The sequence below is a fragment of the Micromonospora sp. KC606 genome, from assembly GCF_004348675.1.
Lineage (GTDB): Bacteria > Actinomycetota > Actinomycetes > Mycobacteriales > Micromonosporaceae > Micromonospora.
The window spans coordinates 1-20539 of record NZ_SMKN01000104.1 but is presented as its reverse complement, the minus strand read 5'-3'; the positions used below and the strand labels follow the sequence as shown (position 1 = coordinate 20539).

Genomic DNA, 20539 nt, shown 5'->3' with positions numbered 1-20539 from the left:
GTTCGGGGGCCCGGTGCCGGCCGATCCTCCGTTCGCCCGAGGGGGCGTCGGCCGTACGGGCAACCGGGCGGGTGGGGGTCAGCTGCTGTTCAGAGGAGTGATCGGCAGGCACCCGCCGAGGTTAGAGAGCCGAGCGGCGCTTGCCACCGGGGCTATTGGTGGCAAGCGCCACAGTTTGCCATGATCCGACCGGGCGAGAGCCGCACTAAGTGACGGAAACGGCCTATGCCGTCTTTGTCACGTGCCGCTTTTTTCGTGACTTGTCGTGGCTGATCAGGCGTCGATCCACTGCCTCGCTCTCGGCGTGGTCGCCTCCGCCGTTCGGACGACCACGGCCGGGCCGTACCGCCGCCCGGCACCCGGTCAACCGGCGGTGGTCCGACCCGATGCCTGGCGAGGCTCACCCGGCCGCCGTCGGGGCCCGCAGCCCGGCCTTGCGGTGTGCGTCGGTCAGCGCCGGCCGTTGTCGGCCGGCGTCACGGTCAGCCGATGCCGGGTGGCGTCCCCGCTGGAGAACGGCCAGATCCTGTCGGCGTGTGCGACCAGGTCGGCCAGTTGTTCGCGGCTCAGCCCCGCCGACGAGATCGACGCGTGCACGTCGGCGTGGTAGCGCCCGTCGTCGCCCCGGCCCAGCCGAGCCTCTGCGGTGACCTGGACGGTGTGCGCCTCGTCGGTGATCTCTCCGGCCGCCTCTACCGCCGCGTGGTGCAGGCAGGAGGCGAACGCGGCGGCCAACAACTGTTCCGGGGTCAGCCCCGTGCAGTGTGGTGCCAGCGGTGACGCCAGGGCCGTGGACAACCCGCCGTCGTCGGTGCGTACGTGACCGCCGGCCGCGGTCGCGGTGGCCTCGTGCAGCCAGGAACTGGAATCCGGCATCGCGTTCCTCCCGTCACTCACCGGCCCGGGTTCCCGGCCTCGGTCCGGCGAAACGCGCCGGAGACCGGAGCTCAGGCCCGGCGGGAGCGGTCGAGGGCGACCGCCTCGGTCGCCTCGGTGGCGGCCCGCCCGGTCCAGGGGGAGATCGGCGCGGCACGGGGCCGGGGGACCGCCGCCAGCATCGGCACGTACACCCGGGCGTCCACCGCCTCGGCCAGCAGCAGCGCGGCCATCAGGCTGGTCGGGCGGTGGTTCGGGTCGTCGGCCAGACAGCGTCGGCACAGGTCGGCCACCTCCACCGGCAGCCCCTCGACGGGTGGCAGCGGCTCGGGCACCACCCGACGGCGGGCACCGACCAGCTGGGCCGCGGTCGTGCCAGCCGCGTACGGCAGCCGCCCGGTGAGGCCGTAGTAGAGCAGGACGCCGAGGGCGTACATGTCGGCGGCGGGGGTGGCCGGGTACCGGTCGAACTGCTCCGGGGCCAGGTACGCCGGCGTGCCCACCACCATCCCGTCGGGTGTCTCGTCGGCCGCGCCGGCCGGGGTGGCGATGCCGAAGTCGAGGACCTTCACCCCGGAGGGGGTCAGCATGACGTTGGCCGGCTTCACGTCGCGGTGCACGATGTCGTGCGTGTGCGCGGCGGCCAGCGCCGCCGAGACCTCGGCGCAGACCCGGACCGCGATGCGCCAGTCCAGCGGCCCGTGACGCAGGTGCGCGGCGAGCGTCTCGCCCTCGGCCAGCTCCATCACGATGTAGGGGGCCTCCTGCCCGTCCGTCGTGGACGAGGTGCCGAAGTCGTGCACGCTGGCCACGTTGGGGTGCACCAGGCGGGCCGCCGACCGGGCCTCGGCCCGGATCCGCGCGGCCGAACTCTCCTCGCCGTGCCGCTCGGGCGACATCAGCTTCACCGCCACCGGCCGGTCCAGCACAAGGTCGTGGGCGCGCCACACCTCCGACATGCCGCCCACGCCGATGCGCTGTTCGAGCTGGTACCGCTCGGCCAGCGTCCTCATCGACCCGCTCCCGTCCGTCTCGTGCCTCGTCACCTGTTCCGCGGTCGGCGTTCCGCAGCCGGTACCCTGGGCGCGAGCTGGGCAAACCTTCTTCGTGGCCAGCTCCTTCCGGGCCGGTGCGGTAGCTTGCCAGCCAGGGCGCCCGGTCGCCGGGCCGGGCGGGAACGGGAGGGGACGCGGATGGGTGAGGTGGCCGTACGATTCGTCGGCGGGCCGGCCGACGGGCTGCTCCGCGAGTTGCCCGCAGGCCCGGACGGCGACCCGCCCACGCAGTGGGTCGTGCGGCACCCGGACGGCGACCCGCCGGCCGGCGGCGCCGGCCCGGACCACCTCTACGCGCGGCACCCCCGCGACGGCACCGGTACGTGGACCATGCGTTTCGTGCGCACCTACCCGTTGGGCGCCGGCGAGTAGCCGCGACCGGGGCCGGCTCGGCGCACAGCTGGCGCACAGGATCGCCACAGGTCGGCGCAAGCCGCGCTACCCACGATGGGGGCATGGTGATGGAAGGGCAGGCAACGCGGCGCCGGATCGAACTCCGCCGCCCCGACGGCGGTCCGGTCCGGGTGCTCGTGGTCGACGACGAGCCGACCCTGACCGACCTGCTGGCGATGGCGTTGCGCTACGAGGGATGGGAGGTGCGCAGCGCCGGTGACGGAATGGCCGCGGTGCACGCGGCCCGGCAGTTCCAGCCCGACGCGGTGGTGCTCGACGTGATGTTGCCCGACCTGGACGGCTTCCAGGTGCTGCGGCGGCTGCGCGAGCAGGCCCCGACCGTGCCGGTGCTCTTCCTGACCGCCCGGGACGCGGTGGAGGATCGCGTCGCGGGCCTGACCGTGGGCGGCGACGACTACGTCACCAAACCGTTCAGTCTGGAGGAGGTCATCGCCCGGCTGCGCGCCCTGCTGCGCCGCTCCGGTTTCGCGGTGGCCAGCCGGGAGGAGGCGGTGCTCACCGTCGGCGATCTCCGGCTCGACGAGGACAGCCACGAGGTGCGCCGCGCCGGTGACCTGATCGCCCTGACGGCGACCGAGTTCGAGCTGCTGCGATACCTGATGCGCAACCCACGCCGGGTGCTGAGCAAGGCGCAGATTCTCGACCGCGTCTGGAACTACGACTTCGGCGGGCAGGCCAACGTCGTGGAGCTCTACATCTCGTACCTGCGGAAGAAGATCGACCTCGGCCGGGCCCCGATGATCCACACGCTGCGCGGCGCCGGGTATGTCCTCAAGCCCGCGGAGTGACCGTGGCGGCCGGTGGCGCCGACCGCTGGCGGGCTGGTCGCTACGCCGCCGGCTGGTGCTCGCCGTGGTGGCGCTGCTCGCCCTGGTCAGCGTCGGCGTCGGCGGACTGACCACGGTGGCGCTGCGACAGTTCCTGATCAGCCAGGTCGACAACCAGCTCACCCTGGACGACCGCCCGCGCGACGGGCCGTTCCCGTGGAACCGGCAACGGGTCGAGCGACCGCCGTCGGACTCCCCACAGTGGCAGCTGCGGCCCGACCCCCCGCCCGGGTTTCCGCAGGAGTCGATCGCCGCGCGGGTCGCCGACGGTGCCGTCGCATCGGCGCGTATCCGTACCCGGACCGGGCCCACCGAGGCCGTCGCCGCCGACGAGGTCGCCGGGCTGGCCACCGTGCCCGCCGACGGACGGCCGCGCACCGTCGACGTCGGTGACCGGGGCGGCTACCGGGCGGTCGCCCGACCGCTGGCCGGCGGCGACGTGCTGGTCTTCGCGATCCCGCTGGCCCAGATACGGGAGGCGGTCTGGTGGATGGTCGTCGCCCAGGTCGGCATCGCCACCGCCGGACTGCTCGTCGCCGGCAGCCTGGGCCTGCTCATCGTCCGCGCCACCCTACGACCGCTGAACCGGGTCGCCGCCACCGCGGCCCGGGTCACCGAGCTGCCGCTGGACCGCGGCGAGGTCGCCCTGTCCGTGCGGGTGCCCGACGCCGACACCGACCCGCGCACCGAGGTCGGGCAGGTGGGAGCAGCGCTCAACCGGATGCTGGGGCACGTCGCCGACGCGTTGGCCGCCCGGCAGGCCAGCGAGACCCGGGTACGCCAGTTCGTCGCCGACGCCAGCCACGAGCTGCGTACCCCGCTGGCGGCGATCCGTGGCTACGCCGAGGTCGCCCGGCGCGGCCGGGACCGGGTGCCGCCGGACGTCGCGCACGCGCTGCGCAGGGTCGAGTTGGTCAGCACCCGGATGACCGGGCTCGTCGACGACCTGCTGCTGCTGGCCCGACTGGACTCCGGCCGGCCGCTCGTGGTCGAACCGGTCGACCTGACCGCGCTGATCCTCGACGCGGTCAGCGACGCCCACGCCGCCGGGCCGGAGCACCGTTGGCAGCTCGACCTTCCCGACCAGGCACTGGAGGTGCCCGGCGACGCCGTCCGGCTGCCCCAGGTGGTGGCGAACCTGCTGGCCAACGCGCGGGTGCACACCCCGCCCGGCACCACGGTCACCACCCGGCTGGCCGCCTTCGGCGACGGCGTGGAGATCAGCGTCGTCGACGACGGCCCCGGCATCCCGCCGCGCTCGCAGGGCGAGGTCTTCGAACGGTTCGCCCGAGGGGACAGCTCCCGGTCTCGCGCGCACGGCAGCACCGGGCTCGGCCTGGCGATCGTGGCGGCGGTGGTGGAGGCGCACCACGGCGCCGTCCGGGTGGAGAGCCGGCCGGGCCGGACGGTTTTCACCGTGCGGCTGCCGAAGGCCCACCGCTGACCCGACCCTGCCCTGACGGACGCCATCTGGCACGACGGACGCGACCCGTCCCCGTCACGTCGCGCTCGGCCGCCAGATCCGCGCGTACGGGAGCCTGCTACGCGGAGTGCCCCGCATGTGGCGGCGGAGCAGCGTACGGTGTCAACGGAACAAGTGGGGCGTAACGGTAGAAATACTCACGTTGGACTGCCGGTGGCGCCACGACGGCGAGGGAAGGGAGCGGTTGGTGATGCACCTGGCCTACCTGGACGCGGGGTCCGGCAGCCTGATCGTGCAGGCGGTGGTCGGCGGGGTCGCCGGCGCGGCCGTGGCCGCGAAGCTCTACTGGCGTCGGCTGGTCGACCGCTTCCGGCGGCAGCCCACCGACCGGGGCTGAGCCGCGCCGATGACCAGCTCCGACATCGGGATCCGGGTCGACCCGGGCTCCTTCCGCGATCCGGCCAACCGGGTGTTCCACGTCGGCGACCAGGTGTTGCGCGGGCTCGACCCGCAGGCGGCCAGGGACTGGGCGGCGCTGGCCGGCAGCGGGTTCTTCACCCGGCTGGTCGCCGAGGGCAAGGTGTGTGGCACCGAGCAGGTCGACCCGGCGGTGCTGCCGGGCTGGGCCGCCGTGCTGCGACACGAGCGCATCCCGTTCGTCTCCCACCCGTACGAGTGGTCGTTCGGCATGCTCCGCGACGCGGCGCTGCTGCACCTGGAGATCCTGCGCCGGGCGCTGCCGGCCGGCTTCACCACCAAGGACGGCTCGGCGTACAACCTCCAGTGGCGGGGGGTCACGCCGGTCTTCATCGACGTTGGCTCCTTCACACCGCTGGCCGACGGCGAACCCTGGGCCGGCTACCGGCAGTTCTGCCAGACCCTGCTCTATCCGCTACTGCTCCAGGCCCATCTCGGCCTGGACTTCCAGCCCTGGCTGCGGTCCCGGGTCGACGGCATCGAGCCGGACCAGATGCGTCGCCTCTTCCGCGGCGCCCGCCGCCTGTTGCCCGGCGTGCCGACCCACGTCCACCTGCACGGGGCCATGCAGCAGCGCAACGCCGGGGCGAGCAGCGCCGACGTGCGCGCCCAGCTCCGCGCCGCCGGCTACTCCCGGCAGCTGGCGCTGGCCACCGTCCGGGGCATCGAGAAGCTGGTGCGCCGCCTGGACCGGCGCGAGGAGCCCAGCCACTGGGTGGACTACCAGCGCACCTGTGGCTACACCGCGCAGGACCGGGCGGAGAAGGAACGCTTCGTCGAGGCGGCGGTACGGGCCGCCGGCGCCCCACGCCTGGTGCTCGACCTCGGCGCCAACGACGGCCGGTACGCCCGGATCGCCGCCCGACACGCCGCCGCGGTGGTCGCCGTCGAACAGGATCCGGCGGTGGCGGACACCCTGTACCGCGCGTTGCGGGCCGAGGGTGACCAGCGGATCCTGCCCCTGGTGATGGACCTGGCCGACCCGTCCCCGGGCGGTGGCTGGGGCGGCGTGGAACGGGCCGGCTTCAGCACCCGCGCCCGCGCCGAGGTGGCGCTCGCCCTCGCCGTGGTGCACCACCTGGCGATCGGCCGCAACGTGCCGCTGGGCCAGGTCGTCGACCAGTTCCTCGGTTGCCTTCGGCCCGGCGGCCGGCTGGTGGTGGAGTTCGTCCACCCCGAGGATCCCATGGCGCGCCGGCTGCTGGCGAACAAGCCGGACGGACTTTTCCCCGAGTACCGCCGCGACGTCTTCGAGCGGCTGCTCGCCGCGCGCTGCCGGGTCGAGCGCCAGCGGGAGCTGCCCTCGGGCACCCGCACGCTCTACCAGGTGGTCGTGGGTGACTGACCGAACCCTCACGTCCGCCACGCCGACGCGCCCGGTCGACGCGCCATCCCGGCAGACGCCGCCGTCGCCCGGCGGGTGGCGGGCCGAGCTGCGCCGGCTGCTGGAGGTGACCGCCCTGGTGGGGCTGGTGGTCACCCAACCGCTGCTCGACGTGCTCGGACGCAGCCCGGACTTCTTCCTGTTCCACCGGGCCGAACCCCGCGACGTGCTGCTGCTGGTGGGGCTGATCACCGTGCTGCCCACCGTGGTGGTCGCCGCGCTCGGCCTGGCCGCCCGGCTGGCCGGCCTGCGGGCCCGGACGGCCGCGCACACCGTCGTCGTCGGGCTCCTGCTGGCCGCGCTCGCCGTGCAGGTCGGCCGGCAGGTCACGCCGTTGCGGGGCGTACCGCTGCTGGTGGCCGGCGGGCTGGCCGGCGTCGCCGGCGCGGCGGCGTACCGGCGGTGGCGGGCGACCGGGCGGGTGCTGCGGGTCGCCGCGATCGGCCCGCCGGTCTTCGTGGCGCTGTTCCTGTTCGCCTCGCCCGCCTCGGCGGTGGTGCTGCCCCGGGCGCACAGCGGGGCGGCCGGGGTGGTCGGGCCGGGGGAGCACCCGCCGGTGGTGATGATCGTCCTCGACGAGCTGCCGCTGGTCTCCCTGCTCGGCCCGGACGGTCGGATCGACGCCACCCGCTACCCGCACATCGCCGAGCTGGCGGCCGGCTCGACCTGGTACCGCAACGCCACCGGGGTCAGTGGCTGGACGCCGTACGCGCTGCCGGCGATGCTCACCGGCCGCTACCCGGCCGAGCCGTACGCCCCGCACTACTCGCAGTATCCGGACAACCTCTTCACCGCCCTCGGTGGCCTGTACGACATCCGCGCCGAGGAGAGCATCACCCGGCTCTGCCCACCGAGCCGCTGCGACCAGCCGACAACTCCGGAGCACGGGTTGGGTGTGCTGGTCAGGGAGAGCAGCAGGCTGCTGCGGCGCATCGCGGCACCGGTGGACAGCCGGGTCGACCCGCAGGAGTCGTACCGGGAGCGGACCGCGGCCGAGGTCGGCCTGGACGCCGCCGAGCCGGTCCCGGACGACCCGAAGTTCCGCTGGGACAGCCTGGATGACAACCAGCCGGCCCGGTTCACCGGTTTCCTGGCCGGGCTGCGCCCGACCAACCGTCCCACACTGCACTTCCTGCACCTGCTGATGCCGCACGCGCCGTGGGTGTATCTGCCGTCGGGGGCCCGCTACGCCGCCCCGGAGGACCTGCCCAACCAGGGTGCGGGCTGGGCCGAACTGGCCCGGGCTCGGCACCTGGCCCAGCTGGCCTACACCGACCGGCTGGTCGGCGAGACGCTGCGCACCCTGCGCGCCACCGGGCTGTACGACAGGGCGCTGATCGTGCTCACCGCCGACCACGGTGTCAGCTTCCAGCGTGACTGGCAGGGCCGAGGGCTGGACGCGATCAACCACGCCGCCGGGGAGGTGGCCTGGGTGCCGACGTTCGTCAAGACGCCCGGCCAGCGGGCGGGCCGGGTCGACGACCGCAACTGGGAACACGTCGACCTGCTGCCCACGATCGCCGACGAGGTGCACGTCCGGATCCCCTGGCAGGTGGACGGCCGGTCGGCCCGGCAGGCGCCGCGCGAGCGCACCGAGAAGGTCTTCTACGACCGGCCGGGGCAGCCGTTGACGCTGCGTGGCGGGGTGCCGGCCCGGCCGCCGGACCCGCCGCCGCATCCGCTGCTCGGCGCCACCGTCGACGAGCGGCCCACCGGAGGGCGGGTCCGGGTGGAGAACCGCGACGCGTTCGACGGCGTCGATCCGGCCGACGGCGAGCTGCCGGCCCTGGTGTGGGGTACGGTGCCCGCCGAGGTGCCCGACGGCACGCTGCTCGCGGTCGCGGTCAACGGCACGGTCGGCGCGGTGGTGCCGGTGGTGCCGGCGGACGAGGGAGGCCGCCGCTTCGCCGCCCTCCTCCCCGACGACCACCTGTTCCGGGCCGGCGCCAACCGGCTCGACCTGTATCTTGTCGCCGCCGACGGCGGCCTGCGCCGGTTGACGATCGACTGATCCCCTTCCTCCCCGACGTTCGTCATCGTCGGGTTCGCCCGCACTGACCAGGGTTTCCGATCCTAGGGGTCGGGAATGAGGTGACGCATACCTCACCGCCGACCCACGACGGGCGGTGTCCCGGGAGCCGCGAATACGGTAGAAGCGAAGGCAATTCAGCGAAGATTCGCCGGCGAAGCGAGGAACCACATGACGGAAGTCAAGCTCGATCACCCCGGTGGGCAGCTCTCGATGCCGGTGCAGAGCGCGGTTGAGGGCCCCTCGGGCATCGGGGTGAGCAAGCTGTTGAGGGAAGCCGGGATGACCACCTACGACCCCGGTTTCGTCAACACCGCGTCCTGTTCGTCCGCGATCACCTACATCGACGGCGACGCGGGCATCCTGCGGTACCGCGGCTACCCGATCGAGCAGCTGGCCGAGAAGAGCTCCTTTCTGGAGGTCTCCTACCTGCTCATCTACGGCGAGTTGCCGACCCGGCAGCAGCTGACCGAGTTCAGCGAGCGGATCCGTCGGCACTCGCTGCTGCACGAGGAGATGCGCCGGTTCTTCGACGGCTTCCCGCGCGAGGCGCACCCGATGGCCGTGCTCTCCTCGGCCGTCAGCGCCATCTCCACCTTCTACCAGGACAGCCTGGACCCGTTCGACGCCGAGCACGTGGAGATGTCCACGGTCCGGCTGATGGCGAAGGTTCCGACCATCGCCTCGTACGCCTACAAGAAGTCGATCGGGCAGCCGCTGCTGTATCCGGACAACTCGCTGGGCTACGTGGAGAACTTCCTGCGGATGACCTTCGGCGTGCCGGCGGAGCCGTACGAGGTCGACCCGGTGATGGCCCGCGTGCTGGACATGCTGTTCGTGCTGCACGCCGACCACGAGCAGAACTGCTCGACCTCGACGGTGCGGCTGGTCGGCTCCAGCAACGCCAACCTCTTCGCTTCCGTGTCGGCGGGCGTGAACGCCCTGTTCGGACCCCTGCACGGCGGTGCCAACCAGGCAGTGCTGGAGATGCTGGAGAAGATCGACGCCGACGGCGGTGACGTGCAGGCTTTCGTCCGGAAGGTGAAGGACAAGCAGGACGGCGTCAAGCTGATGGGCTTCGGCCACCGGGTCTACAAGAACTACGACCCGCGCGCCGCCATCGTGAAGAAGGCCGCCCAGGACGTGCTCGGCCGGATGGCCAAGCCGGACCCGTTGCTGGACATCGCGATGCAGTTGGAGGAGATCGCGCTCGCCGACGACTTCTTCGTCTCCCGCAAGCTCTACCCGAACGTGGACTTCTACACCGGCCTGATCTACAAGGCCATGGGTTTCCCGACCAAGATGTTCACGGTGCTGTTCGCCCTGGGCCGGCTGCCCGGCTGGATCGCCCAGTGGCGCGAGATGCTCAACGACCCGGAGACCAAGATCGGCCGGCCGCGGCAGATCTACACCGGCTCCGTCGAGCGGGACTACGCCCCGATCTCCGAGCGCTGACCTTCCGGTTCGCGGACGACGAAGGCCGCCGGCCCCCGCGCGGGGCCCGGCGGCCTTCGTCGCACCCACCTGGCCTTGTGTGATCCCTGGCTCCCACCCCACCGGCGCGTCTCCAGGTCGGCGCAGCCACCGGCGCGCTCGGGTCAGCGCAGGCCGGCGGCGGCGAGCAGGTTGCCCTCCGGGGACGGAGCGGTGGCCCGGCCGACGGTCATCCGCAGCTCGGCCCGAGCCGCGGTGAACGCCACGTCCCCGGCGATCGCCGCCGCGTAACTGGCCGCGGTCCGGTGGGCGATGGCCGACCAGCCGAACTGCTCGTGGACCATGCTGCGGGCGCGGCGGGCGAGCAGTCGGGCTCTCTCCCGATCCGACAGCAGCGCGTCGACGGCCTCGCTGAGCCCGTCGGGGTCCTGCGGGGCGAAGGTCATCCCGGTGACGCCGGATTCGACGATCTCCGCGAGGCCGCCGGTGCGGGCCACGGCCAGCGGCGCGCCGGCCGCGGCGCCCTCCAGGGCGACCATGCCGAACGGCTCGTAGATGCTCGGCACCGCGAAGCAGTCCGAGGCGGCCATCACCGCGGGCAGCTCGGTGCCGCCGAGGAAGCCGGGCATGCTGACCGTGCCGCCGAGGCCGAGCCGGCGCACCTCGGCCTCCAACGCCGACCGGTACGGGCCGTCGCCGACGATCACCGCGCGCAGCCCCGGGTGCCGTTCCCGCAACCGGGGCAGGCCGGCGAGCAGGTGCTGCACGCCCTTCTCGTACACCAGCCGGCCGGCGAAGGTGACCAGCGGGCCGTCCCCGGCGAACCGGGCCCGGGCCGCCGCTACCGCCGAGGCGGGTACCCGCCAGCGGTGCGGCTCGACGCCGTTGGGGACCACGTCGACGCGGACGGCCGGCACGTCGAACAGCGCGGTGACCTCCTGGCGCATGTAGCCGGAGCAGACGATCACCCGGCCGGACTCGCCGGCCAGCCAGTGTTCGACGCCGTGGATGGTGCGGTTCATCTCCTCGGGGAGCCAGCCCTGGTGCCGGCCGGCCTCGGTGGCGTGGATGGTGGTCACCAGCGGCACGTCCAGGTGTTCGCGCAGGGTCGTCGCGGTGTGGGCGACGAGCCAGTCGTGGGCGTGGATGACGTCGTAGGTGCCGGTTTCGGTGGCGCGTAGGGCGGTGCGGGTGAGGGTGTGGTTGAAGGCCATGGTCCAGGCCAGGAGGGAGTTGGTGGTGAGGGGGAAGGTGACGGGGTCTTCGGGGGCGCGGAGGATGCGGACGCCGTCGGCGTATTCCTCGAGGGGGGCGCCGTCGGCGTGGCGGGTGACGACGGTGACCTCGTGCCCGGCGGCGGCGAGGGCCAGGGAGAGGGCGTGCACGTGGCGGCCGAGTCCGCCGACGAGCACGGGCGGGTACTCCCAGGAGAGCATCAGCACGCGCTGGTGCCGGGCGGGGTTGATGTCGATCACGTCGGCGTCAGGTGACATGCGGCCCCCTTTGAGTTGTGTCCGGGGCACGCGCGGATGGACACCGAAGGGGTGCCGTCGCCTTGCCCGGGTTGGGGCCCATCCTGCCGACTGGTGGCTAACCGGCGGAGACGTGGTGATTGCCGGTGTGTAACGCGTGCCTATCCGGCCTTCCGGACGCGCAGCAGCTCGGCCACCGACCACGCCTGGAACGGGCAGCCGGTGGCGGCGTGCGGCGCGGTGCCGTCAGCCGTCTCACTGACCGATCCTAGGCCATACTCCCCTAAATGGTCTACAAGTCCGACCAAAAGGTCATCGGTGGATAGTCCGGCCTTCCGGTATGCGTCGACGAACGGACCGACCAGCCACGGCCAGACGGTCCCCTGGTGGTAGGCGGTGTCCCGTTCCGCCGGCCCGCCCCGGTGCCGGGGCGCGAAATCGGGCGAGTCGGGGGAGAGGCTGCGCGGCCCCAACGGGGTCGCCAACCCGGCCGCCACCCGGCGCAGCACCGCCGGCTCCGGCCGTAACGGGGCGTACGGCAGCGACCAGGCCAGCAACTGGTTCGGCCGGAGCAGATCGTCGTCGTGGTGCGCCGCCCCGCCCAGCGGGTACGCCGGCGCCGGCGCGTCCACCACGTCGTGCAGCCAGCCGGTAGGAGCCGGAAACCGCTTGCCGAACCACTCCTCGGCGCGGCCGTGCAGCCGCCACAGCTCGGTGGCGTCCCCGCCGGCCAGCTCGGTCAGCTCCGCCAGGCCGGCGAGCCCGCTCACCCAGAGCGCGTTGACCTCCACCGGCTTGCCGGTGCGCGGGGTCACCGGCACCCCGTACACCCGGGCATCCATCCAGGTCAGCGCCGTGCCCGGGGTGCCCCCCTGGGTGATCAGCCCGTCGGCCGGGTCCACCGCGATGCCGTACCGGGTGCCGGCCACGTGCGCGCGGACCACCCCGTGCAGCGCCGGCAGCAGCTCGTCACCGAGATCCGTGTCGCCGGTGACGGTGACGTGTCGGCTCACCGCGTGCAGGAACCAGAGGGTGGCGTCCACGGTGTTGTACTCCACCCGCCCGGTGTCGGCGGTGTTCGCCAGCATCCCCTCCGACAACGTCGCCGCGTACGACCGCAGCAGCTCCCGCCCCTCGTCGGCCCGACCCGTGCAGAGGAACAACCCCTCGTACGAGGTCATCGTGTCCCGCGACCAGGCGCCGAACCACGGGTACCCGGCCACCACGTCCGGCCCGGCGGCGGTGCGCACCACGAACGCGTCGGCGGCCAGCGCGAGGGTGGCCTCGACGTCGTCGGCCGGCCGGGCCGCCGCCACGACCTGCCGGTTGCGCCGCCGGGCGCCCTCGACCACCTCGGTCGCCGGCGGCGGGTCCGAGTCGAGATCCGACGCCCAGGCCCGAACCGACACCGTGTCGCCGGGCCGCTCCAGAGCCCCGCAGAAGCGCCCGGCATACCAGAGGTCCTCCTCCGGGTGCAGGCCGCGGGCCGCCTCCTCACGGTGGCGCACGCCCAGCCACCACTGCCCCTCCGGCCGCCAGTCCGGCCCGGACAGCCGGTACGCGCCCTCGACCACCGCGCCGCCGTCGACCGGCTCCATCCGCGGCGGCGGGCCGTCGGCCCGCCGCTCGCCGTGCGCGTCCCGCCAGGTGCACGCCGCGCTCAGCTCCAGCCGGACCGGCCCGCCCGCGACCAGCCGGTGCACCACCGCCACGCAGGACCGGCCGGCCAGCATGGCGATCTCCCGTTCGATCACCACGTCGCCGATCCGCCACCGCCAGCGGGGCAGCCCGTCGACCAGGCCGAAGCGTTCCAGCAGCTCGAAGCCACGCGGGTCGACCACCCGGGAGGACCACTCGTGCACGCCGAGGCGCACCCGCGCGCCGGAGGGCAGCAGCACCGTCGGGTCCAGGCTGACCAGTCCCACCTTACGGGCGGCCGGGGTCTCCCCGGCGGTCACCAACAGACCGTGGTAGCGGCGGGTCCGAAGCCCGCTCACCGTGCCCATGGCGTACCCGCCGAGACCGTCCGGCACCAGCCACTCCCGGGCCGCCCCGGTGGACAGCTCGGCGCAGACCTGCGGCCCGAAACCGATGTCGATCAACTAGTTTCCTCCCACCGCTGCGACGTGTAACACGACACGACGACAATGGCCGCTGTGGTCAAGTACCCCGACGGCGTCCAAGATGTGCAGGTGTTCACCGACAGTTCGCCCTCCGACGTACCGTCCCCCGACGCCGAGCGGCTTCGGCTAGCCCAAGCCGACGCCGGCGAGCAGGAGTGGCGCGCATGGGGCCCCTATCTGTCCGAGCGGGCGTGGGGGACGGTACGGGAGGACTACAGCGAGCACGGCACGGCGTGGGACTACTTCCCCCACGACCACGCGCGGTCCAGAGCCTACCGGTGGAACGAGGACGGCATGGCGGGCGTCTGCGACGACCGGCAGACCTTCTGCTTCGCGCTCGCCCTGTGGAACGGCCACGACCCGATCCTCAAGGAGCGGATGTTCGGCCTCGGCGGCGACGGCGGCAACCACGGCGAGGACGCCAAGGACTACTGGTGGTACGAGGACTCCACCCCCACCCACTCCTGGATGCGCTGGCGGTACCACTACCCGCAGGCCGCCTTCCCCTACGACGAGATGGTCGCCGTCAACGCGCTGCGCGGCCGGGACGAGACCGAGTACGAGCTGGTCGACACCGGCGTCTTCGACGACGACCGGTACTGGGCGGTCACCGTCGACTACGCCAAGGCGTCCCCGACCGACATGTGCATCCTGGTGACCGTGGCCAACCGGGGCGACGCGGCGGCCACGCTGCACGTGCTGCCGCACCTGTGGTTCCGCAACACCTGGGCCTGGGGCCTGCCCGGCGCCGACCGGCTGCCGAAGCTGGTCGGGGAGGGAACCCGGCTGGTCGGCGAGCACTGGGTGCTCGGGCAGATCCTGCTGGAAGGCGACGGGGACCCGACCCCGCTGCTCTGCGACAACGACACCAACGCCGAGCGGCTCTGGGGGCTGCCTGGCCGGTCGCCATACCCGAAGGACGGCATCAACGACCACGTCGTGGCCGGCGCGGCCACCGTCAACCCGGCGGGCGAGGGGACCAAGGGCGCCCTGCACTACGTCCTCGACGTGCCCGCCGGCGGCCAGCGGCAGATCCGGCTGCGGCTCACCCGCACCGCCCCGCCACCCGGCGGCACGACCCCGCCGCCGGCCGACCTCTGCGCCGGCTTCGACAACGTGGTCTGGGCCCGGCGGGCCGAGGCGAACCGCTTCTTCGCCGGCGTCATCCCCGCCTCGGCCACCGCCGACGAGGCCCTGGTCGCCCGCCAGGCCATCGCCGGGCTGATGTGGGGCAAGCAGTTCTACCACTTCGACGTCAAGCGGTGGCTGGAGGGCGACCCCTGCTCGACGCCCCCACCGACCGGTCGCCGGCACGGGCGCAACAGCGCCTGGTGGCACATGACCAGCTTCGACGTCATCTCCATGCCCGACCCCTGGGAGTACCCCTGGTACGCCGCATGGGACCTGGCCTTCCACTGCGTCACGATCGCCCGCGTCGACCCGGGCTTGGCCAAGGAGCAGGTGCTGCTCCTGCTCCGCGAGTGGTACCTGCACCCCAACGGGCAGATCCCGGCGTACGAGTGGGCCTTCGGCGACGTCAACCCGCCGGTGCACGCCTGGGCGGCGCTGAAGGTGTTCGAGATCGACGGGAGTCGGGACCACGAGTTCCTCGCCCGGGTGATGCACAAGCTGCTGCTGAACTTCACCTGGTGGGTCAACCGCAAGGACACCGGCGGCAACAACGTCTTCGAGGGCGGTTTCCTCGGGCTGGACAACGTCGGCCCGTTCGACCGGTCCGCCGCGCTGCCGGTCGCCGGGGTGCTGGAGCAGTCCGACGGCACCGGCTGGATGGCCATGTACGCGCTCAACCTGCTCGACATGGCGATCGTGCTCGCCGAGCACGACCGGGCGTACGTGGACACCGCCACCAAGTTCTTCGAGCACTTCGCGTACATCGCCGCGGCGGCGTACGAGCAGGGGCTCTGGGACGACGAGGACGCCTTCTTCTACGACGTGCTGCGGCTGGCCGACGGCAGCAAGGTGCCGCTGAAGGTCCGCTCGGTCGTGGGGCTGCTGCCGCTGGCGGCCACCACCCGGCTCACCGCGCGTACCCTGCACCGCCTACCGGAGTTGGGCGCCCGGCTGCGGTGGTTCCTCAGCCAGCGCCCCGAGTACGCCGACGTGATCGGCGTCCGCCGGATCGGCCCGGACGGCCGGCAGCAGCGGCTGCTGTCCATGGTCGGCCCGGAACAGGTGGTCCGCCTGCTCGCCCGGATGCTCGACCCCGACGAGTTCCTCTCCGACTACGGCCTGCGCACGCTCAGCCGCGCCCACCTGGACAAACCCTTCTCGGTCACCCTGGGCGGGCACGAGTTCAGCGTCGGCTACGAGCCGGCGGAGTCGACCAGCGGCCTGTTCGGCGGCAACTCCAACTGGCGCGGGCCGATCTGGATGCCGACGAACTTCCTGCTGATCAGCGCGCTGCGCGACTACGCCGCGTTCTTCGGCGACGATTTCCAGATCGAGTACCCGACCCGGTCCGGGAGCAAGTGCACCCTGGAGGAGATCGCCGACGACCTCTCGGCCCGGCTGATCTCGCTGTTCACCCGGGACGGCTGGGGCCGGCGGCCGATCTACGGCGCAGCCCAGCTCTTCCAGACCCACCCGGACTGGCGGGATCTGATCTGTTTCCCCGAGTACTTCCACGGCGACAACGGCGCCGGCCTGGGCGCCTGGCACCAGACCGGCTGGACGGCGCTGGTCGTCGACCTCATCCTCACCCTGCGCCGCTGACCGCGTTCGGCGGTACGCCGGCCCGGCAAAACCCGGCTGACCTTCTCGCTGGCGCGCAGTAGCGTGTCCCGGACGCGGCAACCGGGAGGGGACGGATGGAACAGCGCCGGGACGCGGTGGTACTCGTCTTCGACGCCGACGACACGCTCTGGGAGAACAACGTCCTCTTCGAGCGGGTGATCGACGACTTCCTGGACTGGCTGGACCACCCCACGCTGGACCGTCGCGAGATCCGCGCTGTCCTGGACGACATCGAGGCCGCCAACGCCGTCGTCCACGGCTACGGCAGCAAGGTCTTCCTGCACAGCCTCGGCGAGTGCCTGGAACGGCTGCGCGAGCGCCCCGCCACCGACCGGGAACGCCGGGAGATCGACGAGCTGGCCGCCGCGCTCGTCGCCCACCAGGTCGAGTTGATGCCCGGCGTCGCGGACACCCTCGACGCCCTCGCCGGTCGGCACGACCTGCTCCTGCTCACCAAGGGTGAGCGGGAGGAGCAGCAGCGCAAGCTCGACGCGTGCGGCCTGCTGCACCACTTCGACGCCGCGCACATCGTGCCGGAGAAGAACGAGGCGACCTACCGGTGGCTGGCCCGCGAGCACGGGTTCGACCCGACGCGTGCGTGGATGGTCGGCAACTCCCCGAGGTCCGACATCCTGCCGGCCCGGGCGGCCGGTATGTCCGCCGTCTTCATCCCCAACGACAACACCTGGGTGCTCGAACACGACGAACTCGACCCGGACGACCCGGGCGTGCTGCGCCTGAAGGAGTTCCCCGACCTGCTTCGGCACTTCTGAGCGGGCGAGGCGGGTAACGTCCGGCTCGTGCCGCTGACGTTTCCCTCGCACCTGGCGCCGGTGCTGCCGCTGAAGCTCTGGCGACCGCGGTGGTTCGACGGCGTGGCGCTCGCCACCGGGTCGGTGTCGCCGGACGCCGCGTACCTGTTCAGCGGGACCAGCCTCGACCTGGGGCTGCGCACCCACACGCTGGGTGGGCTGCTCTGGTGGTGCCTGCCGGTGGCGTTGGCGTACGCCTGGGTCGTCCGCCGGGTGATCGCCCGGATCGCCGTGCACCTGCCGGCCCGGCGCGCGTTCGCCTGGCTGGACCACGCGGCCCTCGGCACGGTCCGCCACCGGTGGCAGGTGACGGCCTGCTCGGCGCTGATCGGCGCGTTCAGCCACGTGGTGTGGGACCGGGTCAACCAGTCCGAGCGGTGGCTGCTGCTGATGGGTGTGCAGGACTTCCAGGCGACCGTCGGCATGCCCTGGTGGCTCTTCTCCGACCTGGTCGGCAGCGCCGCAGGCGGCGGAGTCGTGATCGCCCTGGCGCTGTGGGCCGCGCGCCGCGGCAAGATCTTCGACGGGGTACGTCCGCCCGCCCCGCCTGCCCGGCCGGCCGTCTTCTGGGGCGTGGCGCTCGTCGTCACCGGGGCCGGGTCGGTGGTGCTGCCCAGCCTGCCGTTCGCCGAGGCGCCCGGCCCCGCCGGGGTACGCATGCTGCACCTCGCGGCCCTCGCGTTGATCGCCGGGGCGACCGCGGCGTGGGCGCTGTCCGTCACCCCCCGACCGGGAAGCCCGGCGGGTCGCCTCGACACACAGCGTCAGCCCGGCTGACCGCGACACGCCGGACTGCCGCCCGCACCCCGGCCCGCGTCGATCCTCCGACGGGCGGGTCCGGGCAGGTGTCAGGCGACCTCGTCGCGGACGATCGCCACGGCCACCCGGCAGAACTCGTCCATGTCCGGTTGGAAGCCGGCCGCGATGTCGGGGTGCAGACCCGAGCGGGTCTCGTCCAGCAGTCGCTGGCACACCTGCTCGACCGGCTCGCCGGCGTAGCTGGCGCGGACCCGGTCCGTGGCCGCCTGCAACGCCGAGGTCAGCTGGTCCTCCAGCGGGCCGCGCAGCTTCTCCTGCACGGCGTCCAGCCCGCGGGGGTCCAACGTGACATGTGGCTCCGACATCGGCGCTCCCTTCGTCGGCGTCCGCGGTACCCCACCACGGACGTCGGTCAAACCACGGTGGACACGGTGGCCACCCGCACCTGGTAGGAGTAGTCCTCCGCGGGCTCCTCCCGGTACGACAACCGGCGGATCTGCCGGTCGTCGTCGTAGAGCGCGACGTCGACCAGGACGCCGAGGTGGGCCAGCCCGATGTTGGTGACCCGCTTCTTGTCCTGGAGCACCGCGCACACCCCGCCGAGCAGGGTGCTGGCGTCCGAGGTGCGGTGCCCGGGTGGGCACCGCAGGGTCAGGTCGACCTCGACCGGCCCGTCCAGCGGCGTCCAGCCGGTGCGCTGGGCCGCGGCGCAGGCCGCCTGGAGCAGGGCGCGAACCCTCGTCGCCTGCCGATGTCCGGCGGCGAAGATGGACAGCGCCTCGGTCTTGACCGGTGGCAGGCCGCTCACCTCGAACGTCAGGGCGAGAGCGCGGGTGTCCTGCACGACGGCACCTCCTCGTGAAAACGATCCTGCCCAACCGTTGGATCGGCAGAGGGGAGTTCGCGCGAGAACCAACCGATCGGGGCGGGCCTGGGGCGGCCGGAGGCGTATCGACTTCAACGGCGACGCGCTGGCTGGGGGAGCCCATCTGACGCTAGCCCACCGGCGGGGCGCGGGGTAGCCCCGCCGCGTCCATGGGGTGAAACGGGGCGGTGGGTCAGGGCGCAGGCGGCGGCGGGAAGGCGCAGAACTCGTTGCCCTCCGGGTCCGTCAGGATCCACCAGCTGATCCGGTCGTCGGGTTCGCGCAGCAGGGTCGCCCCCGCCGCGATGAGTGCGGCGGCGCTCGGACCGGTCAGCGTCACGTCCCAGTGCACCCGGTTCTTCACCCGCTTGCGTTCCGGCACCGGGTCGAAGACCCAGTGGTCCCACGGAAAGCCGGCCGCCCCGGCCACCGAGGCGTGGCCCGCCTCGGCGGTGCCCACCTCGCCGCCGACCACCCGGGCCCACCAGGTGGCTTGGGCGACCGGGTCGGCGGCGTCCACCACCAGCTCGAAGGCGCCCGCCCGGCTGCCCTCACGAGGGGCGAAGGCGCAGAAGTGGTTGCCCTCCGGGTCGGCGAGGATCCACCAGCTGACCTCGGTGTCCGGCTCGCGGACCAACCGGGCGCCGGCGGCCAGCAGCCCATCCGGGCCGTCCTCGGCCAGCCGCAGGTCCAGGTGGACGCGGGTCTTCCCGGTCCGCGGCTCGGGCACCCGGTTGACCCAGATCGACTCGGCGGCGGAGCGGGCGGCGCGCGGGTCGATTCGGGCGTCGCCGTCGCCGGTGTCGACCAGCTCACCGTCGAGGATCCGGGCCCAGAAGTCGCCCAGAGCGCGGGGGTCGGCAGCGTCCATACAGAGGTCCTTGAAGCGGGCGATCATCCGGCCATCATGCCGGGCCGGGGCTGGCGGCGCAGCGTGCCGGACCCCGGCCGGCCGGGGGCGGGTGGAAAGCGCCCCCGCGGCGTCGATGCCCGAAGCCGCCGCGTCTCGCGCCGCCCGGCCATCTGCTCCCTGACATGTGCGACGGTGACTGCGGAGTGTGACGGGAGGGGTGAGAGCTGTCGGCCCTCCGGTGTGGTGTCGCGTCGGGGGCAGCGGAGCAAAGCGAATGAGACGCGGGATCGGAGCGGTGTGACCCGTTACCCGGGGTGACCGTGCGTCACTCACTGGGAGTGTTGCCGTCAGCGGCGGCCGCGCTTCACCTCGTGGAAGATCGGCATCCGCAGCAACGGCAGCACACAGTCCCAGACCCTCAGGGCGTCGTCGAGCTCGGGCACCTCGGTGAGGATCGGCCCGTGCAGGCCCCGTTCGGCGTCCGGCACCATCAGCACCGGCGAACCGACGTCCGGGCCCGCCGAGGCGTACGCCAGCGCGTGTGACTCGCGTACCGCCTCGTCCCAGCCGTCGTCGTCGAGGGCCGTCGCGTCCACACCCAGGCCGGCCGCCTCGACGGCCGCGTCCACCAGTTCGGCCGACAGCGGTTTGCCGGCGTCGTGGGTGCGCGTGCCCAGCTCGGTGTAGTAGCGGGCGACATCGTCGGCGCGGCCCTGCGCGCGCAGCGCCTCCACCAGCCGCAACGCCCGGCTCGACGCGGTCATCGCGGCGGCGAACTCCGGCGGCACCTCGCCGTCGTTGAGGATGGCCAGGCTGAACGCCCGCCACTCGACACTCAGCCCGCGCGCCTCGGCCACGGTGACCAGCCAACGCGAGGCTCGCCAGGTCCACGGGCAGGCGGGATCGAAGAAGAAGGTGGCATCCATCGGCCGAGCCTACGACCGCCCCGCCCGGACCGCCCAGCGGCGGCGGCGCTCCACCC

The 20539-nt window shown here is 73.0% G+C and carries 18 protein-coding genes; 10 read left to right on the top strand and 8 right to left on the bottom strand.

The genetic code is table 11. The features are described 5' to 3' along the window. Positions 1–450 precede the first annotated feature (450 nt). Together E1193_RS19290 and E1193_RS19285 are read right to left on the bottom strand one after the other, a co-directional pair. Positions 451–876 (bottom strand): OsmC family protein, encoded by a 426-nt coding sequence (locus E1193_RS19290; protein WP_132184594.1) that lies wholly within the window; start codon positions 874–876, stop codon positions 451–453. Positions 877–947: 71 nt separating this feature from the next. Then, positions 948–1889 carry a serine/threonine-protein kinase gene (locus E1193_RS19285; RefSeq protein ID WP_132184593.1) on the bottom strand — a complete coding sequence of 314 codons (942 nt, stop codon included), beginning with the start codon at positions 1887–1889 and terminating at the stop codon, positions 948–950. Between the two features lie 180 nt (positions 1890–2069). On the opposite strand from E1193_RS19285, the gene E1193_RS19280 reads away from it, so the two are divergent. The 7 genes from E1193_RS19280 to E1193_RS19255 all read left to right on the top strand — a co-directional run bounded on the left by E1193_RS19280 (position 2070) and on the right by E1193_RS19255 (position 9940). Continuing rightward, positions 2070–2303 carry a hypothetical protein gene (locus E1193_RS19280; protein ID WP_132184592.1) on the top strand — a complete coding sequence of 78 codons (234 nt, stop codon included), beginning with the start codon at positions 2070–2072 and terminating at the stop codon, positions 2301–2303. A gap of 89 nt (positions 2304–2392) precedes the next feature. Next, positions 2393–3133: a response regulator transcription factor gene (locus tag E1193_RS19275; RefSeq protein WP_132184595.1), complete on the top strand. Its 741-nt coding sequence runs from the start codon at positions 2393–2395 to the stop codon at positions 3131–3133. Next, positions 3111–4616, top strand: a complete 1506-nt coding sequence (locus E1193_RS19270) for a HAMP domain-containing sensor histidine kinase (RefSeq protein ID WP_132184591.1) — start codon at positions 3111–3113, stop codon at positions 4614–4616. The genes E1193_RS19275 and E1193_RS19270 overlap by 23 nt, the downstream gene beginning before the upstream one ends. A 226-nt stretch (positions 4617–4842) precedes the next feature. Continuing rightward, a complete protein-coding gene (locus E1193_RS31985) occupies positions 4843–4992 on the top strand; it encodes a hypothetical protein (RefSeq protein WP_165945321.1) in 150 nt (49 codons plus the stop codon). 9 nt (positions 4993–5001) lie between these two features. Beyond that, positions 5002–6417 (top strand): methyltransferase domain-containing protein, encoded by a 1416-nt coding sequence (locus E1193_RS19265; RefSeq protein WP_132184590.1) that lies wholly within the window; start codon positions 5002–5004, stop codon positions 6415–6417. Continuing rightward, positions 6410–8467 carry a sulfatase-like hydrolase/transferase gene (locus E1193_RS19260; protein WP_132184589.1) on the top strand — a complete coding sequence of 686 codons (2058 nt, stop codon included), beginning with the start codon at positions 6410–6412 and terminating at the stop codon, positions 8465–8467. Before E1193_RS19265 ends, E1193_RS19260 begins: the two co-directional genes overlap by 8 nt. 189 nt (positions 8468–8656) lie before the next feature. After that, a complete protein-coding gene (locus E1193_RS19255; RefSeq protein ID WP_132184588.1) occupies positions 8657–9940 on the top strand; it encodes a citrate synthase in 1284 nt (427 codons plus the stop codon). A 143-nt stretch (positions 9941–10083) separates the two neighbouring features. Here the strand turns inward: E1193_RS19255 and E1193_RS19250 are convergent, their stop codons facing one another. Both E1193_RS19250 and E1193_RS19245 read right to left on the bottom strand, forming a co-directional pair. Next, positions 10084–11412, bottom strand: coding sequence for a glycosyltransferase family 4 protein (locus E1193_RS19250; RefSeq protein WP_132184587.1), 1329 nt, complete (start codon positions 11410–11412; stop codon positions 10084–10086). Positions 11413–11552: 140 nt separating this feature from the next. After that, positions 11553–13493 (bottom strand): amylo-alpha-1,6-glucosidase, encoded by a 1941-nt coding sequence (locus E1193_RS19245; RefSeq protein ID WP_132184586.1) that lies wholly within the window; start codon positions 13491–13493, stop codon positions 11553–11555. A gap of 45 nt (positions 13494–13538) precedes the next feature. Between E1193_RS19245 and E1193_RS19240 the strand changes: the two genes are divergently transcribed. From E1193_RS19240 to E1193_RS19230, 3 genes are all read left to right on the top strand, one after another. Next, positions 13539–16247: a glucosidase gene (locus E1193_RS19240; RefSeq protein ID WP_132184585.1), complete on the top strand. Its 2709-nt coding sequence runs from the start codon at positions 13539–13541 to the stop codon at positions 16245–16247. 95 nt (positions 16248–16342) lie between these two features. Next, positions 16343–17041, top strand: a complete 699-nt coding sequence (locus E1193_RS19235; protein ID WP_132184584.1) for an HAD family hydrolase — start codon at positions 16343–16345, stop codon at positions 17039–17041. A 27-nt stretch (positions 17042–17068) separates the two neighbouring features. Continuing rightward, the gene (locus E1193_RS19230; protein ID WP_132184583.1) at positions 17069–17857 is read left to right on the top strand and encodes a DUF4184 family protein; all 789 of its coding nucleotides are present in this window, start codon (positions 17069–17071) and stop codon (positions 17855–17857) included. Positions 17858–17928: 71 nt separating this feature from the next. On the opposite strand, the gene E1193_RS19225 is transcribed toward E1193_RS19230, so the two are convergent. From E1193_RS19225 to E1193_RS19210, 4 genes are all read right to left on the bottom strand, one after another. Beyond that, positions 17929–18204 (bottom strand): hypothetical protein, encoded by a 276-nt coding sequence (locus E1193_RS19225; RefSeq protein WP_132184582.1) that lies wholly within the window; start codon positions 18202–18204, stop codon positions 17929–17931. Positions 18205–18251: 47 nt separating this feature from the next. Continuing rightward, on the bottom strand, positions 18252–18683 hold the full coding sequence (locus E1193_RS19220) for a hypothetical protein (RefSeq protein WP_132184581.1): 432 nt from the start codon (positions 18681–18683) through the stop codon (positions 18252–18254). Between the two features lie 214 nt (positions 18684–18897). Next, on the bottom strand, positions 18898–19602 hold the full coding sequence (locus E1193_RS19215; protein ID WP_132184580.1) for a VOC family protein: 705 nt from the start codon (positions 19600–19602) through the stop codon (positions 18898–18900). Between the two features lie 302 nt (positions 19603–19904). Continuing rightward, entirely contained in the window at positions 19905–20483 is a 579-nt protein-coding gene (locus E1193_RS19210) for a DsbA family protein (RefSeq protein WP_132184579.1), read from the bottom strand. Between the last annotated feature and the right edge of the window lie 56 nt (positions 20484–20539).

Coding starts and splice junctions, on each gene's coding strand:
- E1193_RS19290 (WP_132184594.1), bottom strand. CDS start 876: ATGCCGGATTCCAGTTCCTGGCTGCACGAGGCCACCGCGACCGCGGCC.
- E1193_RS19285 (WP_132184593.1), bottom strand. CDS start 1,889: ATGAGGACGCTGGCCGAGCGGTACCAGCTCGAACAGCGCATCGGCGTG.
- E1193_RS19280 (WP_132184592.1), top strand. CDS start 2,070: ATGGGTGAGGTGGCCGTACGATTCGTCGGCGGGCCGGCCGACGGGCTG.
- E1193_RS19275 (WP_132184595.1), top strand. CDS start 2,393: ATGGAAGGGCAGGCAACGCGGCGCCGGATCGAACTCCGCCGCCCCGAC.
- E1193_RS19270 (WP_132184591.1), top strand. CDS start 3,111: ATGTCCTCAAGCCCGCGGAGTGACCGTGGCGGCCGGTGGCGCCGACCG.
- E1193_RS19265 (WP_132184590.1), top strand. CDS start 5,002: ATGACCAGCTCCGACATCGGGATCCGGGTCGACCCGGGCTCCTTCCGC.
- E1193_RS19255 (WP_132184588.1), top strand. CDS start 8,657: ATGACGGAAGTCAAGCTCGATCACCCCGGTGGGCAGCTCTCGATGCCG.
- E1193_RS19250 (WP_132184587.1), bottom strand. CDS start 11,412: ATGTCACCTGACGCCGACGTGATCGACATCAACCCCGCCCGGCACCAG.
- E1193_RS19240 (WP_132184585.1), top strand. CDS start 13,539: ATGGCCGCTGTGGTCAAGTACCCCGACGGCGTCCAAGATGTGCAGGTG.
- E1193_RS19235 (WP_132184584.1), top strand. CDS start 16,343: ATGGAACAGCGCCGGGACGCGGTGGTACTCGTCTTCGACGCCGACGAC.
- E1193_RS19225 (WP_132184582.1), bottom strand. CDS start 18,204: ATGTCGGAGCCACATGTCACGTTGGACCCCCGCGGGCTGGACGCCGTG.
- E1193_RS19215 (WP_132184580.1), bottom strand. CDS start 19,602: ATGATCGCCCGCTTCAAGGACCTCTGTATGGACGCTGCCGACCCCCGC.
- E1193_RS19210 (WP_132184579.1), bottom strand. CDS start 20,483: ATGGATGCCACCTTCTTCTTCGATCCCGCCTGCCCGTGGACCTGGCGA.